Annotated in this window: 25 protein-coding genes; 12 read left to right on the top strand and 13 right to left on the bottom strand. The window is 33.9% G+C overall.

Features of this window, described 5'->3' with window-relative positions; all coding sequences use genetic code 11:
- Positions 1–26 precede the first annotated feature (26 nt).
- Genes ACLL8X_RS07455 through ACLL8X_RS07445 form a run of 3 tightly spaced genes read left to right on the top strand, consistent with a single transcriptional unit; the run spans position 27 to position 2,922 of the window.
- A complete protein-coding gene (locus tag ACLL8X_RS07455; RefSeq protein ID WP_411990298.1) occupies positions 27–1,148 on the top strand; it encodes a DUF829 domain-containing protein in 1,122 nt (373 codons plus the stop codon).
- The gene (locus tag ACLL8X_RS07450; RefSeq protein WP_411990297.1) at positions 1,145–2,506 is read left to right on the top strand and encodes a cytochrome P450; all 1,362 of its coding nucleotides are present in this window, start codon (positions 1,145–1,147) and stop codon (positions 2,504–2,506) included. The genes ACLL8X_RS07455 and ACLL8X_RS07450 overlap by 4 nt, the downstream gene beginning before the upstream one ends.
- Positions 2,503–2,922, top strand: coding sequence for a hypothetical protein (locus tag ACLL8X_RS07445; RefSeq protein WP_411990296.1), 420 nt, complete (start codon positions 2,503–2,505; stop codon positions 2,920–2,922). The genes ACLL8X_RS07450 and ACLL8X_RS07445 overlap by 4 nt, the downstream gene beginning before the upstream one ends.
- A 19-nt stretch (positions 2,923–2,941) precedes the next feature.
- On the opposite strand, the gene acpS is transcribed toward ACLL8X_RS07445, so the two are convergent.
- Both acpS and fliL read right to left on the bottom strand, forming a co-directional pair.
- Positions 2,942–3,289 carry a holo-ACP synthase gene (gene acpS, locus ACLL8X_RS07440; RefSeq protein WP_411990295.1) on the bottom strand — a complete coding sequence of 116 codons (348 nt, stop codon included), beginning with the start codon at positions 3,287–3,289 and terminating at the stop codon, positions 2,942–2,944.
- Positions 3,289–3,825, bottom strand: a complete 537-nt coding sequence (gene fliL / locus ACLL8X_RS07435; RefSeq protein ID WP_411990294.1) for a flagellar basal body-associated protein FliL — start codon at positions 3,823–3,825, stop codon at positions 3,289–3,291. The genes acpS and fliL overlap by 1 nt, the downstream gene beginning before the upstream one ends.
- Before the next feature lie 113 nt (positions 3,826–3,938).
- Between fliL and ACLL8X_RS07430 the strand changes: the two genes are divergently transcribed.
- Positions 3,939–5,309, top strand: coding sequence for a phosphomannomutase/phosphoglucomutase (locus tag ACLL8X_RS07430; RefSeq protein ID WP_411990293.1), 1,371 nt, complete (start codon positions 3,939–3,941; stop codon positions 5,307–5,309).
- Between the two features lie 45 nt (positions 5,310–5,354).
- Positions 5,355–5,732 carry a DUF1090 family protein gene (locus ACLL8X_RS07425; protein WP_411990292.1) on the top strand — a complete coding sequence of 126 codons (378 nt, stop codon included), beginning with the start codon at positions 5,355–5,357 and terminating at the stop codon, positions 5,730–5,732.
- Between the two features lie 23 nt (positions 5,733–5,755).
- Here the strand turns inward: ACLL8X_RS07425 and rsfS are convergent, their stop codons facing one another.
- Entirely contained in the window at positions 5,756–6,082 is a 327-nt protein-coding gene (gene rsfS, locus ACLL8X_RS07420) for a ribosome silencing factor (protein WP_411990291.1), read from the bottom strand.
- Positions 6,083–6,113: 31 nt separating this feature from the next.
- Positions 6,114–6,659, bottom strand: a complete 546-nt coding sequence (gene nadD, locus ACLL8X_RS07415; protein ID WP_411990290.1) for a nicotinate (nicotinamide) nucleotide adenylyltransferase — start codon at positions 6,657–6,659, stop codon at positions 6,114–6,116.
- A 59-nt stretch (positions 6,660–6,718) separates the two neighbouring features.
- Between nadD and gap the strand changes: the two genes are divergently transcribed.
- Genes gap through ACLL8X_RS07390 form a run of 5 tightly spaced genes read left to right on the top strand, consistent with a single transcriptional unit; the run spans position 6,719 to position 11,913 of the window.
- Complete coding sequence (gene gap / locus ACLL8X_RS07410; RefSeq protein ID WP_411990289.1) at positions 6,719–7,717, top strand: type I glyceraldehyde-3-phosphate dehydrogenase; 999 nt, start codon at positions 6,719–6,721, stop codon at positions 7,715–7,717.
- 2 nt (positions 7,718–7,719) lie between these two features.
- Entirely contained in the window at positions 7,720–8,922 is a 1,203-nt protein-coding gene (locus ACLL8X_RS07405) for a phosphoglycerate kinase (RefSeq protein WP_411990288.1), read from the top strand.
- Positions 8,919–9,590 (top strand): triose-phosphate isomerase, encoded by a 672-nt coding sequence (locus ACLL8X_RS07400; RefSeq protein ID WP_411990287.1) that lies wholly within the window; start codon positions 8,919–8,921, stop codon positions 9,588–9,590. The genes ACLL8X_RS07405 and ACLL8X_RS07400 overlap by 4 nt, the downstream gene beginning before the upstream one ends.
- 4 nt (positions 9,591–9,594) lie before the next feature.
- Positions 9,595–10,419, top strand: a complete 825-nt coding sequence (gene fabI / locus ACLL8X_RS07395) for an enoyl-ACP reductase FabI (RefSeq protein WP_411990286.1) — start codon at positions 9,595–9,597, stop codon at positions 10,417–10,419.
- Positions 10,420–10,422: 3 nt separating this feature from the next.
- On the top strand, positions 10,423–11,913 hold the full coding sequence (locus ACLL8X_RS07390; protein WP_411990285.1) for a hydrogenase small subunit: 1,491 nt from the start codon (positions 10,423–10,425) through the stop codon (positions 11,911–11,913).
- Here the strand turns inward: ACLL8X_RS07390 and feoB are convergent.
- The 7 genes from feoB to ACLL8X_RS07355 form a co-directional block, all read right to left on the bottom strand.
- Positions 11,910–13,751 carry a ferrous iron transport protein B gene (gene feoB, locus ACLL8X_RS07385; protein ID WP_411990284.1) on the bottom strand — a complete coding sequence of 614 codons (1,842 nt, stop codon included), beginning with the start codon at positions 13,749–13,751 and terminating at the stop codon, positions 11,910–11,912. The two genes, ACLL8X_RS07390 and feoB, sit on opposite strands and share 4 nt — an antisense overlap.
- Positions 13,748–13,972 (bottom strand): FeoA family protein, encoded by a 225-nt coding sequence (locus ACLL8X_RS07380; protein ID WP_411990283.1) that lies wholly within the window; start codon positions 13,970–13,972, stop codon positions 13,748–13,750. The genes feoB and ACLL8X_RS07380 overlap by 4 nt, the downstream gene beginning before the upstream one ends.
- Positions 13,973–14,055: 83 nt before the next feature.
- On the bottom strand, positions 14,056–15,396 hold the full coding sequence (locus ACLL8X_RS07375) for an MmgE/PrpD family protein (protein ID WP_411990282.1): 1,341 nt from the start codon (positions 15,394–15,396) through the stop codon (positions 14,056–14,058).
- Between the two features lie 8 nt (positions 15,397–15,404).
- Positions 15,405–16,772 (bottom strand): adenylosuccinate lyase, encoded by a 1,368-nt coding sequence (gene purB / locus ACLL8X_RS07370; protein ID WP_411990281.1) that lies wholly within the window; start codon positions 16,770–16,772, stop codon positions 15,405–15,407.
- Positions 16,773–16,781: 9 nt separating this feature from the next.
- Positions 16,782–17,945 carry a trans-sulfuration enzyme family protein gene (locus ACLL8X_RS07365; protein ID WP_411990280.1) on the bottom strand — a complete coding sequence of 388 codons (1,164 nt, stop codon included), beginning with the start codon at positions 17,943–17,945 and terminating at the stop codon, positions 16,782–16,784.
- 11 nt (positions 17,946–17,956) lie between these two features.
- On the bottom strand, positions 17,957–19,396 hold the full coding sequence (gene dcuC / locus ACLL8X_RS07360) for a C4-dicarboxylate transporter DcuC (RefSeq protein ID WP_411990279.1): 1,440 nt from the start codon (positions 19,394–19,396) through the stop codon (positions 17,957–17,959).
- 3 nt (positions 19,397–19,399) lie between these two features.
- The gene (locus ACLL8X_RS07355) at positions 19,400–19,762 is read right to left on the bottom strand and encodes a RidA family protein (protein WP_411990278.1); all 363 of its coding nucleotides are present in this window, start codon (positions 19,760–19,762) and stop codon (positions 19,400–19,402) included.
- Between the two features lie 168 nt (positions 19,763–19,930).
- Between ACLL8X_RS07355 and ACLL8X_RS07350 the strand changes: the two genes are divergently transcribed.
- Complete coding sequence (locus ACLL8X_RS07350) at positions 19,931–20,587, top strand: helix-turn-helix transcriptional regulator (RefSeq protein WP_411990277.1); 657 nt, start codon at positions 19,931–19,933, stop codon at positions 20,585–20,587.
- Here the strand turns inward: ACLL8X_RS07350 and ACLL8X_RS07345 are convergent, their stop codons facing one another.
- On the bottom strand, positions 20,588–21,058 hold the full coding sequence (locus ACLL8X_RS07345) for a Cj1386 family hemin-binding protein (RefSeq protein WP_411990276.1): 471 nt from the start codon (positions 21,056–21,058) through the stop codon (positions 20,588–20,590). It abuts the gene before it with no gap.
- A 59-nt stretch (positions 21,059–21,117) separates the two neighbouring features.
- Positions 21,118–22,539: a catalase gene (locus ACLL8X_RS07340; protein WP_411990275.1), complete on the bottom strand. Its 1,422-nt coding sequence runs from the start codon at positions 22,537–22,539 to the stop codon at positions 21,118–21,120.
- Between the two features lie 164 nt (positions 22,540–22,703).
- Here ACLL8X_RS07340 and ACLL8X_RS07335 point away from each other — a divergent pair, with 164 nt between their 5' ends.
- Positions 22,704–23,018 carry a DUF2325 domain-containing protein gene (locus tag ACLL8X_RS07335; RefSeq protein WP_411990274.1) on the top strand — a complete coding sequence of 105 codons (315 nt, stop codon included), beginning with the start codon at positions 22,704–22,706 and terminating at the stop codon, positions 23,016–23,018.
- The last annotated feature ends 1 nt before the right edge of the window (position 23,019 follow it).

The raw sequence follows: 23,019 nt of genomic DNA, 5'->3' as shown, positions 1-23,019 counted from the left end.
TCGCAAAAAATTTAAAAGAGTTTTATTTGCAAAGAGAAGTATTTTATATAGCAGGGTATGACCCTAAGAGTTATAGATTTTATTATGATTTATTTAAGAATAATTTAAAGGCTTATTCCGCTCAATTTAAGCTCAAAACTCATATGAGTAAAATTGAAAAAAATGAGCTTTTTCCTTTTTTTAATATTTCTTGCGAGGAAGCACAAACAAAATATCATTTTCTAACTTGGAATGACATTGTTAAGAAAAATTGGTCGCAAAATTACAAAGACGCTTTAGCAGATTGTTATAGTTTTTTTAGAATTTATGCAGCCTCAGGACTTTTTATAAAATTTGGCAAAGAGAGTATTTATCAGCTTATTACGGGTTTTTATCCTTTTTTTTATGTCTTATTTTCTTTATTATTTTCTTTGGGTTTAGCCTTAGGAAGTTTTGCTTTTTTGCAAAATCACACGCATTTTGTTTTGGCTTTTATCATAGGGGTTTTTTTAGGCTTTTTGCTTAATCATTTTTTATTTAAGCTTGGGAAAAAATTGGCTGTATTTTGGATAGCAAGAATTTGTGCTTTTTGTGCTATGTGGCAGGAGAAAAAAAAGGGCTTGATGGATGAAAGAATAGCCCTTTTTGCCAATACGATTGTAAGAAGTTTAAAGGCTAATGCCACCCAAGAGCCTTATGAGCTTATCTTAGTCGCTCATAGTGTGGGGAGTATAGTTTGTATAGAGGTTTTAGAGTGTATTTTAAGGCAGAATTTAGAACCTTCTTTACTCAATAAGTTAAAAATTCTTACACTTGGAGAATGCATCCCACTTACGAGTTATCAAAAAAAAGCCGATGAATTTAGAAAGAAACTTGAATTTGTTTCAAGATTTGATTTAAAATGGTATGATTACACTTCGATTATTGATGGTGCGTGTTTTCCGCAGGTGGATTTTTTTCGCACAAGTGGTGTAGAGGCGAAATTTACCCCACTTTTTCTAAATCCTAAATTCCACACCCTATATGAAACAAACGCATACAAAAAAATCAAAAGAGATAAAAATAAAGCCCATTTTTTATATCTTTATAGTGTGGGTATTAAAGGCGATTATGATTTTTTTGCTTTTATTGTAAAGCCCAAATTTTTAGAAGAAAAGGTAAAAATATGAGTGAGTGTCCATTTTTCCCAAAACCCTATAAAAATAAAGCCTCAACGCTTTTAACTTTTTTACTCAAGCGTAGGTCTTGGCTAGATGGGCTTTATGAACGAAGTTATAAAATGCAAACAGGCTATGTGAAAATGCCAAATTTCGACCTTTATGTTATTAATGACACTAAAGAAGTTAAAAGAATGATGGTAGATGAGGTTAAGCAGTTTCCTAAAAGTGAATTTCTTCATGAACTTTTAAGTCCGCTTTTAGGAGAGAGTATTTTTACTACTAATGGCGAAATTTGGAGTAAGCAGCGAGAACTTTTGCGTCCGAGTTTTGAAATGACTCGTATCAATAAAGTCTTTAATCTTATGAGTGGGGCAGCTTGTGATATGATGGAGCGTTTTGCAAAATATCCCAACGACTCCATTATCGAAGTGGATGAGGCTATGACCTTTGTTACTGCGGATGTGATTTTTCGCACCATTATGTCTTCAAAGCTTGATGAGGAAAAGGGCAAAAAAATTTTAAATGCCTTTGTAACTTTTCAAGAGCAAAGCGTGCATACAGCTATGCGGAAAATGTTTCGCTTCCCAAAATGGCTTTCTTATGTGCTAGGCGATAGAAAAAGGGCTAAGGCAGGAGAAGTCATAAGAGCGGTTTTAAGCGATATTATCAAGCCTCGCTATGAAGCTGTGGGTCAAAATGATTGTGAAGATATTTTAGGCTCTTTGCTTTTAGTTAAGGATGCCAATACCAATGAGCGTTTTTCTTTTGAAGAAATTTTAGACCAAGTGGCTATGCTTTTTTTAGCAGGACACGAAACAACGGCTAGTTCGCTCACTTGGACTCTATATTTACTCAGTCTTTATCCTAAGGAGCAAGAAAAAGCCTATGATGAAATTTCACAGCTTTTGCAAGGCGGGAGTATTGAAATTTCACATTTAAAACAATTTAAATACTTAAGCAATATTTTCAAAGAAGCTTTAAGGCTTTATCCTCCTGTGGGCTTTTTTGCAAGAGAAGCAAAAAAAGATACTCAAGTTAGAGATAAACTTATAAAAAAAGGCTCTGGAGTGGTGATTGCTCCTTGGCTTATACACCGCCACGAGGAATTTTGGACTAATCCACACGGCTTTAATCCTTCCCGTTTTGAGACAGAATACAAAAAAGATGCGTATTTGCCTTTTGGGATGGGCGAAAGAATTTGCATAGGACAAGGTTTTGCTATGCAAGAAGCGATTTTGATTTTGGCTAATATTTTAAAAAGCTATAAATTGGAGCTTGAAGAAGGTTTTGTTCCTGATGTAGTCGGACGCCTTACTATTCGTTCGGCAAATGGAATGAGAATAAAATTTAGCAAAAGAGAGCTATGAAAAGAGTTAGGACTAAAATTCGTGCCAATTTTCGCCGCCGTGTAAAACGCAGCTTAAAAGGGGGATTAAGAGAGAAATTAGCAGGGACTATTTTGCTTTGTGCCATAGTGCCTTTGGCTGTGCTGGGTTATCTATTTATAGTCATTGTGGGAATTTTTTTTAATACTGCAAGGGCTAGGCAGGGTGTTAGAGCGCTTGATCATTTTGTAAATGCGAGTTTGTTTAATGGCTATGCTTGGGAGAGTGTTTCTTCTCACGCTTGGCGTGAGCGAAACCGCAAAAAATGGGCTAGGGTGGTGATTAAAATCACGGATTTTTTTCAAAAAGACCATTGCCAAAGAGCCAATAAAAGAGAACAGCCTGTGGTGGATTTCATACTTTCAAGGAATTTAGACAAGCAAACCATAGGCAAGTGAATTTAAGAGGCGAGTCAATTTAAGCCAAAGCTACTATGGCTATGGCAAAACCCTTATCGTGTGAAATACTGAGTGAAGTTTGAGTAATATGAAAATCTTTTATAATTTTTTGAGAGTATTTTAATTTAGGAGCATTTCTTTCATCTTTTGATATTTTGATGTCAAAAAAACCACATTCTTGACTAATACCCACTCCCAAAGCCTTACTCGCAGCTTCCTTAGCCGCCCAAAGTCCCGCTAAAGAAGCAGGACTTTTAATGAGCTTTTGTTCTTTAACACTTAAGAATTTATCTAAAAAAGCCTTGCCGTGTCTGGCGTGAATTTTTTCTATCCTAGAAATAGCGATTATATCACAGCCCACACGCATTAGGAGACGACAAAATCCGTAAAATAGACATTTTTAATAAAGCCATCGGTTAAAACTTCATTGATTTTACCCACAAGCTCATCTTTTAAGCGTTCTTTGCCCTTTTGGGTGCTAACTTCTTCAAAGGTTTTAGCCGTTAGGGTGCGAATGATAATATCGCGAATAATTGGCACTTTTTTATCCAATTCAGGCTTTAAAAGTTCGCTATTTTGTTCTAATTCTATGGTGCATTTGACATATCTTGAACCGCTATCGCTAAGTAAATTTAAAGTAAAAGGTTCAAGTGGATACATAGGACCTATATTAGCAAAATCACTGCCGCGTTGAGTGGGAGCTGAAACTTTGGGTTTGTCGCTTTTTGCTTCTTCTTTTGGAGCTTCTTTAACTTCGCTTTCATCACTTGAACTACTAGAAATAAGCCAAGCAATCACTCCCATAATGCTAAGAAGCAGGACAAAAAGCAAGATAACGATGATAATAACGAGTGAGCCACCTTTTTTCTTTTTCGTTTCCGTGTTTTCTAATTCTTCATCCATAAAATTTTCCTTTGTTTAGTAAAATTAATGTAAAATTGTAGCAAAAATTTCTTTTCTTTTGCTTTGTTGTGGGTGCGATTTAGACTTGAAAGAAAAATGATTTAAGGAAAAATATGTTAGATGTGATTTTTAGAGAATACGATATACGCGGACTTTATGGCAAAGAGCTTAATGAAAAAAGTGTCAAAGCCATAGGCTTTTGTTTGGGGCAAACTATGCTTAAAAAAGGTTGTAAGAATGTAAGCGTAGGCTATGATGCAAGATATAGTGCGAATGAGCTTTTTAATTATCTTCTTAGCGGACTGAATAAAGCAGGTATAAAGGTTTATGATATAGGACTTGTGCCTACTCCGCTTGGATATTTTAGTCTTTATGAGGGCTTGAAATTCGATGCAAACATTATGATAACAGGTTCGCATAATCCAAAAGATTATAACGGCTTTAAAATCACCATAGGCAAAGAAAGCTTTTTTGGAGCGGAGTTAAAAGAATTCTCAAAAGAAGTTTATAAGCATTTAGATGATGAAATAAAAGAAAATTTAGAAGCGGAAAAATACGATATTTTAAGCCTTTATGTGAAATTTATGTGCGAGCAATTTAGCTTTTTAAAGGATTTTAATTACAACTTCGCTCTTGATTGCACTAACGGTGCAGCTGGGGTTGTGATAGAGCCTTTGATAAAGGCTTTGAATTTAAAAGCTCATGTGATGTTTGCAAATCCTGATGGGAATTTTCCAAACCACGCTCCTGACCCCACAGAAGAAGAAAATTTAAGTGAGCTTAAGCAATTTTTAAACCAAAATCAAGACTATGCCTTAGCTTTTGCATTTGATGGGGATGCTGATAGAATGGTTGCTCTTAGCAAAACTCATGTATTTTGCGGGGATGAGCTTTGTTACTTGTTTGCGAAAAATATTCCAAATCCACGCATTTTAGGCGAGGTAAAATGCTCTAAAAATCTTTTTGATGAAGTGGCTAAATTTGGAACTATTTTTATGGGAAAAACAGGACATTCTCATATCAAAAAAATGATGAAAGAAAAGGATATTGATTTAGCCGCTGAGGTAAGCGGACATATTTTCTTTAAGCATAGGTATTTTGGTTATGATGATGGAATTTATGCCTTTTTAAGAGCTTTAGAGCTTGTTTATAAGGGCTTTGATTTAGAAAGTATGATTAAGGCTTTACCAAAGCTTTATACCACACCTGAAATTAAAATTCCTGTTAATGAAGAAGAAAAATTTAAGCTTGTCAAAGAATTTCAAAAAGCAGTGGAAAAAGGAGCTTTAAAGGGTGTTAAAAGTCTTTGTGAAATTGATGGGGCTAGGATAGATTTTGGCTATGGTTGGGCTTTGCTTCGTGCTTCAAATACCAGTGCTTATTTAATCACTCGTTTTGAAGCTTGCTCTTTAGAGCAGGCAAAAGAACTTGAAACTAGGGTTTTTGCTTTATTTAATGAGATAAAAGCTAGGCTTAAGAATTGATGGGATAATATTTCGCGATTTAAATTTGTTTTAAAAGGAATTAAAATGAAAAAAATACTTGTTCTACTTATGCTATGCACTTTTGTTTTTGGTGCAAGTGAATGCGATAAAAAAATCGAGCGTATTAATAAAGAAATCTCTTTTTCTAAAGCACATAATGATACAGCTAGAACTTTAAGCTTGGAGCTTGCTTTAAAACAAGTGCAAAATGATTGTGCTAAAGATCCTATGTTTTATGATAAAAAGCTAGAAGCTAAAAAACTTAAAGAACAAGAAGTGGAAAGAATCGAAAAAGAACTTGACGCTTTAAAAGAACAAAAAGATAATATGAGTAAGGCTGAGTATAAAGCCAAAAAAGAAGCTTTAAAGGAACAAAAAGAGAAAATCAAAAAAGAGATTAAAGAATATATCGATAATCTTTAAAAAGGCTAATTAATTTAGCCTTTTTAAACTCTGCTATTTTTAAGACTTTCTAATAATTCTTCTATATTATAAATTTCTCTGTGTTCTGGTGTTAAAAGATGGATTAAAATATCCCCAAGGTCAATCACACTCCATTCTTCACTGCTATCTATGTTTAAAAATTCCTCTCCTTTGGCTTTAAGTTGTGTTTTAAGCTCATCGATTAAAGATAGAGCGTGTCTTTCTCCTAAAGTGGCTGCGATAATGACATATTTTACAAAGTATTCTTGCTCGCTCATATCAATGGTTTTGATATCTTCAGCTTTTTTTTCATCTAAAATTTTAACGATTAAATCTATTCTTTCTTGCATGATTTTCCTTGTTTAATTTTTTGAAATTGTATCAATTTTTTTGTAATTTTTCATAATATTTTTTTACTTCATCTTTGATTTTTTCACAGACTTCATTGGTATTTAAAGTGTTGCGTATGAAGGAAGAAGCGATTTTTTTATCGGTTTTTAAATCTTTAAAATTTTTAGGAATTTCTATATCATTGCGATTGGCAATAATAAATTCTACTAAAGAATTAAGTTTTTCAAAATCATGCCAAAGATGAAGTTTTTCTAAATGGTCAGCACCGATTAAAAGATAAAATTTACTAGGATTATGAAGTTTATAAAGATACTTAACGCTTTCTATGCTAGGAACAGGGCGTTTTTGTCTAGTTTCGAAATTAGAAATTTCTACCTTTGGCAAATTCCCCCAAAGTTTTTTGACCCATAAAAACCTTTGTTTTTCATCAGCACTAAAATTTTGTTTAAAAGGATTGATATAAGTAGGCATAATAATAAGCTTATCAATATCTAATTTTTCTAAAGTCTCTAAAACAACGCTGTTATGTCCATTATGTGGTGGATCAAAACTGCCACCAAAAAGTGCTATCTTCATTAAAATTTTAACCTTTTTTTTGTAGAATATTAGCATTATATTTTGCAAAAGGAAATTAAATGGCTGTAAAAGTTGCTATAAATGGTTTTGGACGCATAGGAAGATGTGTTGCAAGAATTATCTTAGAAAGAAATGATATTGAACTTGTGGCGATAAATGATACTACGGATATTGAACTTACAAAATACCTTTTTAAATATGATAGTGTGCATGGAGAATTTAAAGGCAGCATTGATAGCGATAATGATGATTTGATAGTTAATGGTAAAAAGATTAAAGTATTTAAAAGTCGCAATGTAAAAGATCTTGACTTTGCAAAATACGGTGTGCAAATTGTTTTAGAATGCACGGGGGCTCATTTAACTCTAGGAAAATGTCAAGAATTTATAGATATGGGAGTGCAAAAAGTGATTATGAGTGCTCCTGCAAAAGATGACACACCTACTTATGTTTTGGGAGTGAATTCACAAGATTACAAGGGTGAAAATATCATTTCTAATGCAAGTTGCACGACAAATTGTTTAGGTCCTGTGTGCCGTGTTTTGCAGGATAATTTTGGTATAGAAAAGGGACTGATGACGACCATACACGCCTATACCAATGGGCAAAGCATTATTGATGCAAAAGCTAAAGACAAGCGTCGTTCGCGTGCTGCAGCACAAAATATCATTCCAACTTCTACAGGTGCGGCAAAAGCAATGAAACTAGTTATGCCCGAGCTTAATGGCAAACTTCATGGGCAAAGTATGCGTGTGCCGGTGATTGATGTATCCAGTGTGGATTTAACCGCACAACTTAGTCGCAAAGTAAGCAAAGAAGAACTAAATAACGCCTTTAGAAAAGCTGCTTCTACAAATTTAAAAGGCATTTTAATGGTAGATGATGATGAAAGAGTTTCAAGTGATTTTATCACTTGTTCTTACGGGGCTGTTGTGGCTAGTGATTTAACTCAGGTTATAGCGGATGATTTTGTTAAGGTAATTGCTTGGTATGATAATGAATGGGGATATTCAAGTCGTTTAGTGGATATGGCAGTATATATTGCAAATAAGGCTTGATGATGAGTGATATTATTTCTATAAAAGATGTTGATTTAGCCAAGAAAAAAGTTTTCATAAGATGTGATTTTAATGTTCCGCAAGATGATTTTTTAAATATCACCGATGATAGACGCATCCGTTCAGCTATTCCTACGATAAGGTATTGTTTAGATAATGGTTGTAGTGTGATTTTAGCTTCTCATTTGGGGCGTCCAAAAGAAATTAGTTCTAAGTTTTCTTTAGAGCCTATTGCTAAGCGTCTTGGTAGGCTTTTAGATAAAGAAATCATTATGGCAAAGGATATTATTGGCGAAGATGCAAAAACTAAGGCTACCAATTTAAAGGCGGGTGAAATTTTATTGCTTGAAAATTTACGCTTTGAAAAAGGTGAAACTAAAAATGATGAAAATTTAGCTAAAGAACTTGCTTCAATGGCACAAGTTTATATCAATGATGCTTTCGGGGTTTGTCATAGAGCGCATTCTAGTGTGGAAGCTATTGCCAAATTCTTTGATGAAAAACATAAGGGTGCGGGATTTTTACTCCAAAAAGAAATTGATTTTGCGAGCAATCTTATCAAACATCCAACACGTCCTTTTGTTGCTGTTGTAGGGGGTTCAAAGGTAAGTGGGAAGCTTCAAGCACTTACAAATTTATTGCCAAGGGTAGATAAGTTAATCATAGGTGGGGGTATGGCTTTTACTTTTTTAAAAGCACAAGGTTATGATATAGGTAATTCACTTTTAGAAGAAGATCTTTTAGAAGAAGCGAATAAAATTCTAACCAAAGGTAAAAATTTAGGAGTGAAAATTTATCTTCCTGTAGATGTTGTGGCTGCTCCTGCTTGTTCGCAAGATGCACCGATGAAATTTGCTCCTGCACAAGAAATTCCAAGCGGTTGGATGGGTTTAGATATAGGACCTGCGAGTGTGAGACTTTTTAAGGAAGTAATTTCTGATGCTCAAACGATTTGGTGGAATGGACCTATGGGGGTTTTTGAAATTGATAAATTTTCAAAAGGTAGTATTAAAATGAGTCATTATATCAGCGAAGGTCATGCAACTTCTGTTGTTGGAGGTGGCGATACGGCTGATGTGGTAGCCCGTGCTGGAGATGCAGATGAAATGACCTTTATATCCACAGGGGGCGGAGCTTCCTTAGAACTTATAGAGGGTAAAGAACTTCCGGGCGTAAAAGCTTTAAGAACTAAGGAAAATGAATGATTTTTGCGGCGAATTTAAAATGCAATCACACAAGAGCCAGTTTTAAAAACTATGCTGAAATTTTAAATGAGACCTTGGGGGCAAAAAGCGAAGACATTATCGTTTTTCCACCTAGTGTTGCTTTTTTAGAAGATGAGAATAACTTCATACAAGGAACGCAAAATTTTTATCCTTGTTTTAACGGGGCTTTTACAGGTGAGCTAGGCAGGGAGCATTTAGATGAATTTGGGATTAAATGCGTTTTAATTGGGCATTCAGAAAGAAGAGTTTTGGGGGATGAAGAACTTATAAAAGCTAAATTTGCTTTTGCTAAAGAACAAGCTTATAAAATTATCTTTTGTATAGGCGAAAATTTAGATACAAAAAATTCAAACCAAACTTTACAATTTTTAAAGCAACAGCTTGATGGGCTTGATTTGGACTATGAAAAGCTCATCATCGCTTATGAGCCTATTTACTCCATAGGCACAGGAGTGAGTGCTGATAATAAAGATATAGCTAAAGTGCTTGAGTATTTAGCCACTTTAACTAAGGCTCCTTTGCTTTATGGTGGCAGTGTGAATGAAAATAATATCAAAGAAATTTTAAGTGTAAAACATTGTGGCGGGGTTTTGATAGGCTCTGCGGCTTTAAAAGTAGAAAATTTTATAAAACTAATCAAAGGATAAATTGATGATAATGAAAGGTAAAAAGGGTCTTATTGTAGGGGTTGCCAATAATAAATCCCTTGCTTATGGTATAGCAAAAGCGTGCTTTGAGCAAGGAGCTTCGCTTGCTTTTACTTTTTTAAATGAGGCTTTGAAAAAACGCGTTGAGCCAATAGCCGGTGAGTTTGGCTCTAATTTTGTTTATGAGCTTGATGTGAATAATGACGAGCATTTAAGCTTGTTAGCGGATAAAATCAAAAAAGATTTAAGCGATCTTGATTTTGTCGTGCATGCAGTGGCTTACGCTCCAAAAGAAGCTTTAGAAAATTCTTTTTTAGACACGACTAAAGAAGCCTTTGATATAGCCATGCAAACTTCTGTGTATTCCTTGCTTTCTTTAACGCGTTCACTCTTGCCTGTCTTAAAAGATAACGCTTCGATTTTGACTTTAAGCTATCTTGGCGGGGTAAAATATGTGCCTCATTATAATGTAATGGGCGTGGCAAAGGCGGCACTTGAAAGTTCGGTGCGTTATTTGGCAAGGGATTTAGGAGTAAAAGGAATTCGTGTTAATGCCATTTCAGCAGGTCCTATTAAAACCTTAGCAGCCAGTGGAATAGGGGATTTTAGAATGATTTTAAAATACAATGAAATCAATGCCCCTTTAAAACGCAATGTTAGCATAGAAGATGTAGGAAATTCGGCTATGTATTTACTTAGCGATTTAGCACGCGGGGTAACGGGTGAAATTCACTTCGTCGATGCAGGATATAATATTATGGGAATGGGCGATGTTGAAAAGGATGAAAACGGACAAACCCTTCTTTGCTGGGATAAGCAAAAAGGATAAAAAATGACAAAGCTTAGCAATGAAGCCTTAAAAGAACTTTTGCAAAAACGCATAGAAAAATATGAGAATTCTGCTTTAAAAGATGAAAAATTTGTCAATGAAGAAAGCGTAAAGGCTCTTTGTAAGCACTTATCTTTAGGCAATGAAATCCCCGCTCTTGCTTTGAAATTTTTTCAAATTGCACCTAAAACAAGACTTGTATGGCTTCATCTTTGCGAATGCACGGGGTGTAGTGAGAGTTTGTTGCGTTCTGAGTTGCCAAGTTTTGATGAGCTTATTTTTGATTTTTTCTCTTTGGAATATCACGAAACCTTAATGGCGGCAAATGGAAGTAGGGCTGAAGAGCTTTTAGAAGGCGTTTTGGAAGATGATTTTATTTTGGCGGTTGAAGGCGGTGTGGCAGCGATTGATACCTTTTTTCTTAGCATAGGAGCTAAGGGCGAAAGCGGCTATGAACTTTTAGAAAAATTAGCTAGTAAGGCTAAGGCTATTTTTGCGGTGGGGACCTGTTCTTCACATGGAGGAATTCAAGCAGCCCATCCTAATCCTAGTAAAACTTGTGGCATTAGTGAAGTCTTAAGCCAAAAAGTAGTAAATATCCCCGGCTGTCCGCCAAGTGATGTTAATATCATTGCGACTTTGACCTTTTTTGCTTTATTTGGAGTTTTGCCTGAGCTTGATGAAAAGAACCGTCCTGTGTGGGCTTATGGCAAACTTTTACACGATATGTGTGAAAGAAAGGCTAAATTTGAAAGTGGAATTTTTGCCGAGCATTTTGACGATGAAGCGGCTAGGAACGGTGCTTGTTTATTTAAAGTGGGTTGTAAGGGACCCTATACTTATAATAACTGCCCTAAAGTGAAATTCAATGCCAAAACTTCTTGGCCAGTAGCCGCAGGACATGGTTGTATAGCCTGTAGTGAGAAAAATTTTTGGGATGAGTTTGGGAATTATGAAAAACCTATGGCAAATATTTTTTCTTATGCCAAGCTTTGTAGTGAAGAATTAAAACAAGAATTTTTTCTAGAAGAGCAAATTAAAATTTTAGAACAAATAGATTTTGAATTTGAGAGCAATATAAGACTTATTTTACAAAATATAGCTAAGAATAAATTAGGGGCTTTGCTTGTAGAAAATTATAAAAAAGCTTTTGAAAAATCCTATGCTTTTATAGAGCGGAATTTTGATGAAAATCCTATGCCTTCAAAGGATATTTGGAAGTATTTTGAACTTCATTTTATTTTGGCTAGAGCTGAGTTTTTAAAGGCTAGGAATGAATTTTTAGAGGCGGGAAAAAATTATAAATTCAAGCACCCAAGCCCTTATGATTTTAAACTCACTCTTGGCGAAAAGCCAAAGCTGGATGTAAGCAAATCTTTTCGTATGACTCTTATTTATCTTTGTGGTGGGCTTGATTTTGAAGGTATTGCTTATAGTATTTTAAAAGCTTTTGAGGATAATATGGCTAAAATTTCATCATCAAAAGCAAGTTAATTTAATATAAATTTAGCAATATGAAGTCCTATAAAAGCTACTATATAAGCACTTGTGCAAGTAAAAAGAAAGAGAAAGAGAGTGTATTTTAGCTTTCCACTTTCTTTTGAAAAAACTATAGTTGCTGCAAAGCAAGGATTATAAATCATTACAAATAAAATAAAAGCCACTGCACTTGGTATAGGTATATTTTTAGCTATAATTCCTTTTAAATCATTATTTGTTTCATCTACGTCTTTTCCTAGCGAATAAAGCACACCCATAGTTGAAATCATCACTTCCTTAGCCGCTAGGCCACTCACTAAGGATACGCTGAGTTTCCAATCAAGCTCAAGAGTTTTGAAAATAGTTTCTATACCTTTGCCAAATTGCCCTAAATAACTTTGCTCTATAGCTCTTTCTTGTGCATTAAAATCATTTAAGTTTTCTTCACTTTTTGGAAAATTGCTAGCAAACCATATGAGTAAAGAAGCTAAAAGTATGAAAGTTCCCGCTTTTTTAAGATACATTTTGGCTTTATTATAAACCATAAACCAAACTAAATGCCAGTTTGGCATACGATATTTTGGCATTTCCATAACAAAAGGTTCATCAAGCCCACGAAATGCTGTTATTCTTAAAAATTTTGCAGCACAAAGTCCCAAAATCGCACCTAGAATATAAATTCCAAAAAGATAATTTCCCGCTTCCTCGCTTGGAAAAAAAGCACCGATAAAAAGCACATATACAGGAAGTCTTGCTCCGCAACTCATAAAATTAATCACAAAAAGAGTTAAAAGTCTATCTCTTTTGTTCTTAAGAGTGCGTGTAGCCATAAAAGCAGGCACTGAACAACCAAAACCAGTGATAAGGGGAATAAAACTTTTGCCGTGCAAACCAAATTTATGCAAAATCCCATCAAGCAAAAAAGCTACTCTTGACATATAACCTGTGGTTTCTAAAAGAGCTATGCCTAAAAATAAAATCATTATATTAGGCAAAAAAAGTATCACAGCTCCAACACCTGCAATAATCCCATCGGCCAAAGCTGAAGCAATAAAGGCATTAGAAATATTGTTTTTAGCAAATTCGCCTAAGGCATTAAAGCCTGATTCTATATAATCCATAGGAATTTGCCCTAAGCTAAATGTCAGTTGAAATAAAAGCCACATTAAAAATAAAAATATAGGCAAACCAAAGAATTTATGGATAAGTAAGGCATCGATTTTTTTGGTTAAATTTCTTTCTTCTTTTTTGTGTGTGATGATTTTTTTTGAAAGTTCATTGATGAAATACAATAAATCTTCTTTTTCTGGACTTTTTTCGCAAAGTGGAGTGTAAAATTGCGATCTTGGAGTAAATTTACTTTCAAATAAAATAATGATTTTTTGAAGTAAAAGTTCTAAATTTTCTTTTGTTTTTGCTGAAATTTCAACAACTTGACTTTGAAATTCTTGACTTAAAATAGAAGTGTTAAGTTCTATACCTTCTTTTTGGGCTTCATCACACATATTTAAAGCCAGAAGCATTTTTTTATTAAGGCTTAAAAGTTCTGCACTAAGGATAAGATTGCGTTCTAAATTCGTAGCATCTAAAACATTGACAATGACATCATAATCATTTTGATTTAAAAAATGGCGCGTGATTTTTTCTTCTTCACTATATCCATCTAAAGAATAAGTTCCCGGCAAGTCAATGACTTCAAATTCATAGTTTTTATAAAAAGTTTTTGCACTTGCTTTTTCTATGGTAACTCCACTAAAATTCCCTACTTTCATATTGGCTTTACAAAGTGCATTGATAAGTAGGCTTTTGCCGACATTAGGTTGGCCTACAAGAGCTATTTTGATTTTTTTCATATAAGATTCACTTCTATGGTTTTGGCTTCATCACACCTTAGGATAACGCAACTCGTATCAAGTTCTACCATTATGGTGGCATTTTTTAAAGAGGAGTGAATTCTTTTCAAGTTTTTATTTTTGGTAAAGCCAAAACTTAGAAGTCTATTTTTCAGTTCTTTTTCGGCATTTAAATTTACAATGATAGCTTTTTGTCCATCTTTTAACTCGTCTAAAGTCATTGTTATTCCTAAATTAATAATAAATATTATAATAAAAAAATGTAATGAATTTATCCTTCTTAGCTTAAAAGAAGGATAAATATTTAAAAAGAAAAATGATTTAAATTTTCTAAATTTGTGATTTGCTCTAGGATTTTATTGGCCTGAGTATTGTCAAGATAAATTTGTGTATTTGCTAAAAATTTAGCCTTTAATTCTTCAAAACTTAAAGGATTGTCAAAATTACCCTTATTGATAAAAACATCCTTTTGGATTATTCGTCCATCTTGCAAGTTAGCTTCTAAATGTCCGGGAAAATACTTTGGAAAGCCCCCGGATTTTCTTTTTTCATAAGTGATTTTTTTAGCAAATTCTAACACTTCTTTGCGTTTTAAATTTTCATAAGTTTCAAGAGTGATTTTACCATCAAAGAATCCTAAAGCCATTAAAAAAGGCATGGAAAATTTAGCTTCATAAGCACTATTTGGAGTATATTTTGCTTCTAAAGGGTCGCAGATAAAAGAAATAGGAACTTCATCTACAAAACAACGAATGCTTTTAATTTCATCAGCTTTTAAACCATCATTTTTTAAAGCAATAGCACAGTCAATAAGCCCATGAGCAAAATGACAACTTGGATAAGGTTTTATAGAAACTTGCATAGTTTGCCAAATTTCGCTTAAAGCCTTGCCAAGTTCTGTTTTATCGCATTCTTCTTCTACGCCAAAACATTTAAAGATATTATCCCTACCTTCAAAGATACTTAAAGGCCCACTCATATTATTTTTCGCAAAATGAGCTACCATAATCCCATTTTTGATAGCATTGGCAATATGTAAAACTTTTGAATTAGAGCCATTGGATAAAAACTCATTGATTCCACTTGCAAAACTTCCTGCAAGTCCTAAGGCATTGATAATTTGTTCTTTTTTAAGGTCCAGTAAAATTGCACTTGCACTCACACTTCCAAAAATTCCTGCAATAGCAGTAGTATGAAAACCACGCTTATGAAAAGTGCCTTTGCTTGCAATTCCTACTCTAGCTGCAACTTCCCAGCCTACTATAAAAGCTTTGATGATTTTTTTCGCATCTTTGCTAACATGAAAACCATAGCTTAGACAAAGTGGAGTTAAAATCGCACTTGCATGCAAAATCGCTTCTGTATGCGTATCGTCAAAATCCAAAGCGTGAGTTGCAACCCCATTAAGCATAGCCGCATATAAGGGACTTAGTTTTTTATCGCTTACCCAAACAGCGGTATTTTTTTCTGTGCTTAAATTTTCAAAAGCTTTAAAAGCATTTAAAACACATTCTTCTTTGCTTGCTGCTATAGCTGTTCCAAGGCTATCAAGCATAAGCTCTTTAGCCCTTTGAACCACTGCATTAGGGATATTTTCATAACGGAGACTAACCATAAAATCCGCTAAAATTTCACTATAAAACATAGTTTTTCCTATTTTAAAATAGCACTATTTTTGATTTTTGCCAAAAATTCATCTACAAGTTTTGGTGCGTATCCTACATAGGTTGTTGCATCAAGTAGGGCATCAATTTCTTTTTCTTTTAATACCTTAGATACTCTTTTATCTGCAAATAAAACTTCTTTAAAGGTTTTTTGTTTTTCGATGCCTAGCATAGCATTCTCATAAACGATTTCATGGGCATGTTGTTTTCCATAATGATTGCTTAATGCAAACATAACGCGTTCTGCTAAAACAAAGCCATTAAGAGTATTTAAATTTTTAAGCATTTTATCTTTTTTGACTTCTAAATCACTAAGAGCGAATTTCATATTTGCTAAAACTACAGAAAGCATTAAAAACATTTCAGGTAAAAGCTTCCATTCCATTTTCCAAACCTGACCATCTCTTTCGTGTTCGTGTCTTTCTATATCGCTTAAAATGGCTAAATTTGCTTTAAAGGCATTGCTTACTGTAACTGCATTTTCGCTTACCGCAGGATTTCTTTTGTGTGGCATAGTGCTAGAGCCTACTTGTCCTTTGCCAAAAGGTTCGGCAACTTCATCGATTTCATTGTGTGAAAGGATTAAAATTTCGTGAGCGATTTTGTTAAAGGTTGCGTTGATATTGCCTAGCACAAAGCCAAGCTCTATAAAGCGGTCGCGTGCGCTCTGCCAAGAGATATTAGGCGTTTGAAGTTTTAAATTTTCTAAAGTGAGTTTTTCTACTTCATTACACTTATCACTTAAGCTCGCTTTAGTTCCTACAGCACCTACTATACTGCCCACATAAAGTCTTTTTTCAAGCTCAAGTATTCTTTCAAAATGACGCTCAAGTTCGCTTAACCAAATAGCCACTTTATGCCCAAAAGTAATAGGTAAGGCTTGAAGTGCTAAAGTTCTTCCCATCATAGCGGTGTTTTTGTGTGTTTTAGCAAGTTTTGCTAAGGCTTTTGCTATAGCTTTTAACTCACTTTTTATAAGATTCATCGCTTCTTTAAACTGCAAGATTAGCCCTGTATCGATGATATCTTGAGTGGTTACTCCAAAATGCACAAATTCACCCAAACCCTCATCACAAGCTTTTTCTAATCCTCTAACGGTCGGAACTAAAGGGTGTTTAGTCTTTTTAAATTCAGCAAAGATAAAGTCCATATCCATAAATTTATAATGAGCTTTTTTTGCAATCTCATCAGCTGCTTTTTTAGGAATGATTTTAAGTTTTGCTTGTGCTTTTGCTAAAGCTGCTTCAACATCGAGCCATTTTTGTATGCGGTTTTGCTCACAAAAAATAGCACGCATATCTTGCGTACTCCATGAATCTGCTAGTAGTCTATGATCAAATACGCTAATTCCTGTCATTTTATCTCCTTATTTTTTAATACTATCAAAAGCTTGTGTCAAATCAGCAATCAAATCTTTAGTATCTTCAAGACCTATATGAAATCTTACAAATGGTCCTCTTGTACTCCAATCTGTTGCAGTTCTAGGTGGAGTAGTTACCGTAGCCAAGCTTTCATATCCACCCCAGCTAGCACCGATGGAAAAGTATTCTAAAATATCCACAAATTTAATAGCATCATCTTTGCTATAAGCTTCTGTAAATTCTATGGTAATCATACCATTTGCACCTTTATGATCACGCATAAAAATTTCATGATTTGGGTGGGTTTTAAGCTTAGGGTAGAAAATTGTTTTAATTTCTTTTCTGTTTTGTAAAAATTCTACAATTTCATCAGCACTTTTTTCGTGAGCTTTCATTCTAATATCTAGAGTTCTCATACCACGAAGCACTAAATAAACATCATCAGGACTTGTAGTTAAGCCCAAAGCTTCAGGGAGTTTGTCGAAATTTTTCCACTCTTTTTCATTAATCACCACTATACCCATAGTTACATCAGAGTGTCCGCTAAGGTATTTTGTAGCAGCGATAACCGAAATATCTACGCCAAGCTCAAGTGGATTTAAAAAATATCCACTTGAATAAGTATTATCAATAGCTACGGGGATATTATGTGAATGTGCGATTTTGCAAAGCTTTGGTAAATCTATGATTTCATAAAGTATAGAACCCGGACTTTCACATAGGATAAGCTTGGTGTTGGCTTTGATTTTTTCTTCCACATCACTTGCGTCTGCTTTTAAAAAGTCAATTTCAACGCCCATTTTCTCTAAAAACAATTCACAAATGGTTCTAACAGGTCCATAAATTGCATCGGTGATTAAAAAATGCGCATCTTTACTTGCATAGTTTAAAAGCACCATAGCTAATGCTGCAAGTCCTGTTGGGAAAAGTTGGGCTCTATGACCACCTTCTAAAGTGCAGATGAGTTTTTCAAGCTCAAAATTGGTTGTAGTGCCTCTTGCCCCATAGCTTAAAACACGGTCCGTTTTTCTTAAATCCCTGTATTTTTGCCAAGTTGCGTGATTTTTAAAAAGTATGGTTGATGCACGCATAAGTGTAGGATTTACCGGTCTTACTTCAGCACTTTGATTGCCTCTGCCACAATGGATAAGTTTAGTTTTTGAGTTCATTTTTTCTCCTTTTAAAGATAGATATAAGTCATAATAATATTTACAATAGCCGCTACAAGCATAGGAATAGCCGTTCTTTTCACTACAGCAAAAGGACTTACTTTTGCAATGGCTGAAATAGCTAAAATCGCGGGTGCAATAGGGCTAACACATCTTCCAAAACCTGTCATAATTTGAATAGGTGCTATCATAGTAATAGTTTCAACGCCAAAGTGTTTGGCTATATTGGGGATAAGTGGGGCAAAACTGAAAAATGCCGCATTTCCTGAACCCATTAAGAAAGCACAAACTGCAAGCAAGATTGAAACGGCGATAATAATAGCCAAAACCCCAAATCCCGCATCTTTGCATAGACCTATTAAAGTATCCACAAAACCTACGGATAAAAGTCCGTTTGCAAATACTTGACCGCAAACGATAAGTGAAACGGTGATGACAAACAAATGTCCCATTCCTTTAAAGAAAATCATAATAGAATTAAGGGTTTCTACTATGCTTTTATAGCGTATCATTTCAAAAATAATAGCTACAAAGGTTGAAATGACCATTGCTACTGGAACATTCATTTTAATGGCAGTGCTGGCTGCTGCTTTGACTTCTTCAGCACTACTTATGCCCATTAAGACTAAAATACTATCAAGCACAGAGCTAAAACCTAAAATTAAAACCAAAGGAATTATCGGCAAAATGGCATAAATTCTAGGAGGTTTTTTAAGCTCTTCTTCTTTGCCTTTGTTTTCATTAAGCTCTTTTTCTATTTCTTCTGCATTAAAAACAAAATTATCTTTTTTATCAAAAAATTTATTACAAAGATAAATAGCAATAGCCACAGCTATGATAATAGGCAAGGTTGTAGGAAGTTGATAATGAACAAAATAAATTGCAGGGTCAATTTCAGCTACTTTTGAAGCCATAATTACATTGCCACTTCCCGGTCCGTGGTCAATATATTGGCAAATCGCAATGACGCTTAATGCGGAAAGCTTTGAAACTCCAGAGCGAACTAAAATAGGATACATAGTTACCATAAGTAAAAGTCCTAAACCTGCGTGAGATGGGATAAAAAGAACTAAAAATTGCACGATAAAATAAGCAACTATGAGTAAAACATAAGGAGATTTGACGGCTTTTAAAGGTTTTTCAAATACCTTAAAAAGTGCATAAGAAGCCCCAACATGGTCCATATAAGCAGAAAAACCCGCAATACACATCAAAGTAAGTCCAAGTCCTGCTAAGGTGTTTGACATAGTTTGATTAAAAACTTGAAAAATATCAAAAAAGCCAAAATTTAAAGAACCTTTAGCGACTATGTGTGGAGAAAGTCCGAAAATACCAGCTAAAGAAAGCAAAAGTAAACCACTTAAAAGCAATGCCATATGAGCATTGATTTTTTTATACAGCATAAAAACAAGTAAAAAAACACTAAATAAGGAAAAAACAATACCTAGCATGTTTTATCCTTTTTGAGCGATAATCTCTATCTCTACTTTAGCTTTTTTTGGCAGATCTTTTACTGCAAAAGCACTTCTTGCTGGATAAGGAGCTTTAAAAAATTCAGCATAAATTTCATTAAAGGCTACAAAATCATTAATATCAGCTAAAAAGCAAGTGGTTTTAATCACCTTATCATAACTGATACCATTTTCTTCTAAGATAGCACCGATATTTTTTAAAGATTGTCGGGTCTGTTCTTTAATGTCGGAACTTTCAATTTCACCTGAAGCAGGATTGATAGGAAGTTGTCCTGATATGAATAAAAGTCCATTTGCTTCTCTGTAAGCTGAGTATGGGCCTATAGCCTTTGGATAGTTTGACATAAATTCTCCTTTGTTAAATATAAATTGAATGTATTTTATCACTACAATAATAATTTGTCAATAGTTTATTATCATAATAATAAAATTTTATTTTTAAGAAATATTTTAAAGTATAAAGAGTAAAATTGAGCTCTAAATTTTATGTAAAAATTTCTTTAAGGTAATTTTATGGATGAGGGACAAAAACAGCAGTTTATAAAATTGACATATTTCTTAGGAGAAGTTTTAGGTGAGCAATATGAGATAGTTTTTCATGTGATTACAGAAGATGGAGCTTATCTTGCAGCTATTGCTAATAATCACATCAGCGGAAGGAATTTAGATTCGCCTTTGACTGCTTTTGCAAGTGAGCTTATACAGAATAAAAAATATTTAGAAAAAGATTTTTTATGTGATTATAAGGCTCTTGTTGGGAAGTCAAAATTAATCAGGGGTTCTACTTTTTTTATTAAAAATCATGATAGATTAGTAGGTATTTTGTGTATCAATCATGATACTAGTGTTATGAGAGATTTAATATGTAAAATGATTGATTTGGAAAAAATTGGAGATATGAGCGAAATTTTAGGGAATATCAACCTTTCTCAAAATGATTCTAATGTAGAAACGCTAAGCCACTCCATAGAGGATATTTTGATTCAAAGTGTGGATTCTAGCTATTTAAATTCTGATTATCAATTAAGCATAGTGCAAAAAGAAGAAATTGCTAAAAAATTATATGAAAAAGGTATTTTTAACATCAAAGGAGCAGTTCCAATTGTGGCAAAATTCTTAAAAATTTCAGAACCTAGTGTTTATAGGTATCTGAAAAAATTTAAAAAATAATTAGGACCTTTTTACAAGTTGAAGTATTTTTAAACTTATTCTTTTGAGAAAATTCTTTTTGGATTTTTTAAGTAAAAATTCCGCTACATCCTTGCGTCCAAACATAATAGCAAAACCATAAGGCGTCATTCCTAAGCCGTTGTTTTCATCGATATTAGCTCCATATTGAACCAAAAGCTCACACATAGGCAAATATCCTTTAAAACAAACTCCAGCCAAAGGAGTCTGACCCCTATCATTTTTTTCATCGACCTTAGCACCCTTTTCTAAAAGCATTTTAGCACTTTCATAAGAATTATTATAAGCAGCTAACATAAGCAAAGTATCGCCTTTATGTGTTTTTAAATTCACATTTAAACCCGCTTCTATCATAATTTTAAGATTTTCACATTCATCATTTCTTGCAAAATTAAAAGCCATTTTACAAAGTTCGGCAAATCTTTTTTCTTCTTCTAAACTAAGAGCTATCATTGTATTTCCTTTATCATTAATAATCTTAAATTTGCCACTAAAAAAGTGGCAAGTAAAAATTATTTTCCTAAAGCTTCTTTTACACCCACGGCATAATCAGGCGAAATTTTTTCAAAATGTCCTAAAGCTCTGTCGATGATTTTAGCTTCCACACCTTCCATTGAAGCGGCGATATTAGAAAAGAGTTGATTTTTTTGACTCTCATTCATTAGATTAAACAAGGCTCTAGGTTGAGTGTAAAAATTCTCATCCAGTGGAGCGTATCTTTGGGCTACACCTTCTAGGTCTAAGTCAGGTTCGAGATAAGATTTATCTTCTTTAGGACCATCATAGCTATTTGGCTCATAATAAGCTGCGTCATTTTTATAAGTGTCAAAATTCATAGCACCTGCGACATTGTAGGTATTGACTTCACTTCTGGCACGATTGACAGGTAAAAGATGATAATTTGTTCCTATTCTATACCTTTGAGCATCAGGATATGAAAAAATTCTAGCTTGTAGCATTTTATCAGGGCTAAAGCCAATACCCGGAACTATATTGCTTGGACTAAAGGCAGCTTGTTCTACTTCGTTGAAATAATTTTGTGGATTTTTATTTAAAATCATTTCGCCTATATCTATCAAAGGCACAATGTTATGTGGCCAAACCTTAGTCAAGTCAAAAGGATTAAATTCAAGTTTTTCTGTATCTTTTTCAGCTAAAATTTGAACTTGAACCTTCCATTTTGGGAAGTCTTTGTTTTCTATAGCATTGTAAAGGTCTCTTTGATGACTTTCTCTATCTTTTGCTATAAGTTCAGCGGCTTCTTTGTTGGTAAGATTTTTAATGCCTTGTTGGGTTTTAAAATGAAATTTTACCCAAAATCTTTCGTTTTTATCATTGATAAAGCTATAAGTATGACTTCCAAAACCATGCATATGACGATAGCTTGCAGGGATTCCTCTATCACTCATAAGAATGGTTACTTGGTGTAAGCTTTCAGGGCATAAACTCCAAAAATCCCAAGCTGCATTGTTGCTTCTTAAGTGAGTTCTTGGGTCTCTTTTTTGAGTGTGGATAAAATCAGGAAATTTATACGCATCACGAATAAAAAAAGTTGGAGTATTATTTCCCACTAAATCCCAGTTTCCTTCTTTGGTATAAAATTTAATGGCAAATCCACGCACATCTCTTTCTGCATCGGCTGCACCTGCTTCACCTGCAACGGTTGAAAAGCGTAGAAAAAGAGGAGTTATTTCTCCTTTTTGAAATATTTTTGCTTTAGTATAAGCGGATAAATCAGCAGTGATTTTTATCTCTCCGTATGCACCGCTTCCTTTAGCGTGGACCGTTCTTTCTGGAATTCTTTCTCTGTTTTGATGAGCAAGTTTTTCAAGTAAGATATAATCTTGTAAAAGTAAAGGACCTTTTGCACCCGCACTAAGCGAATTTTGATTATCCGCAACTATATTACCAAAGTCATTGGTTAGTTTTTTCATTGTTTTCTCCTTAAATAATAATTTTTATTAATTAAAAAATTATATCTATTAAAAATTAAAATTAACTGAAAAGCATATTATTGATAATAAATTTCAAAATAAATTTAGTTTTTCTATATTATAATAATAATTATCAAAATATAAAAAATCACAAAGGAGAAGCTATGTCAGTTTTGGTTATCGGTGCGGATGAAATCACTCCCATTAGGGCTGTTTTACAGGATTTAGGTGCTAAAAAAATAGAACATTGGGATGCACGCAATGAAAATAGAGTCAATCGCAAACCCATTCCTTGTGATACAGAATGTATAGTTATGCTAACGAGTTTTTTAAATCACAATACTATGAAAAAAATTAAAAGCGAAGCTAAAAAACGCAAAATTCCTTTAGTTTGTGCAAAAAGAAGCGTGAGTTGTGTGTATTGTGAGTATTGTAAAATTTTTAATCTCGATAAAGAATTTTCCTGCTACAAGGGTTGAA

Source organism: Campylobacter parajejuni, assembly GCF_046764905.1.
Lineage (GTDB): Bacteria > Campylobacterota > Campylobacteria > Campylobacterales > Campylobacteraceae > Campylobacter_D.
The sequence above is the reverse complement of the archived record's forward strand: the minus strand, read 5'-3'. Positions and strand labels throughout refer to the sequence as shown.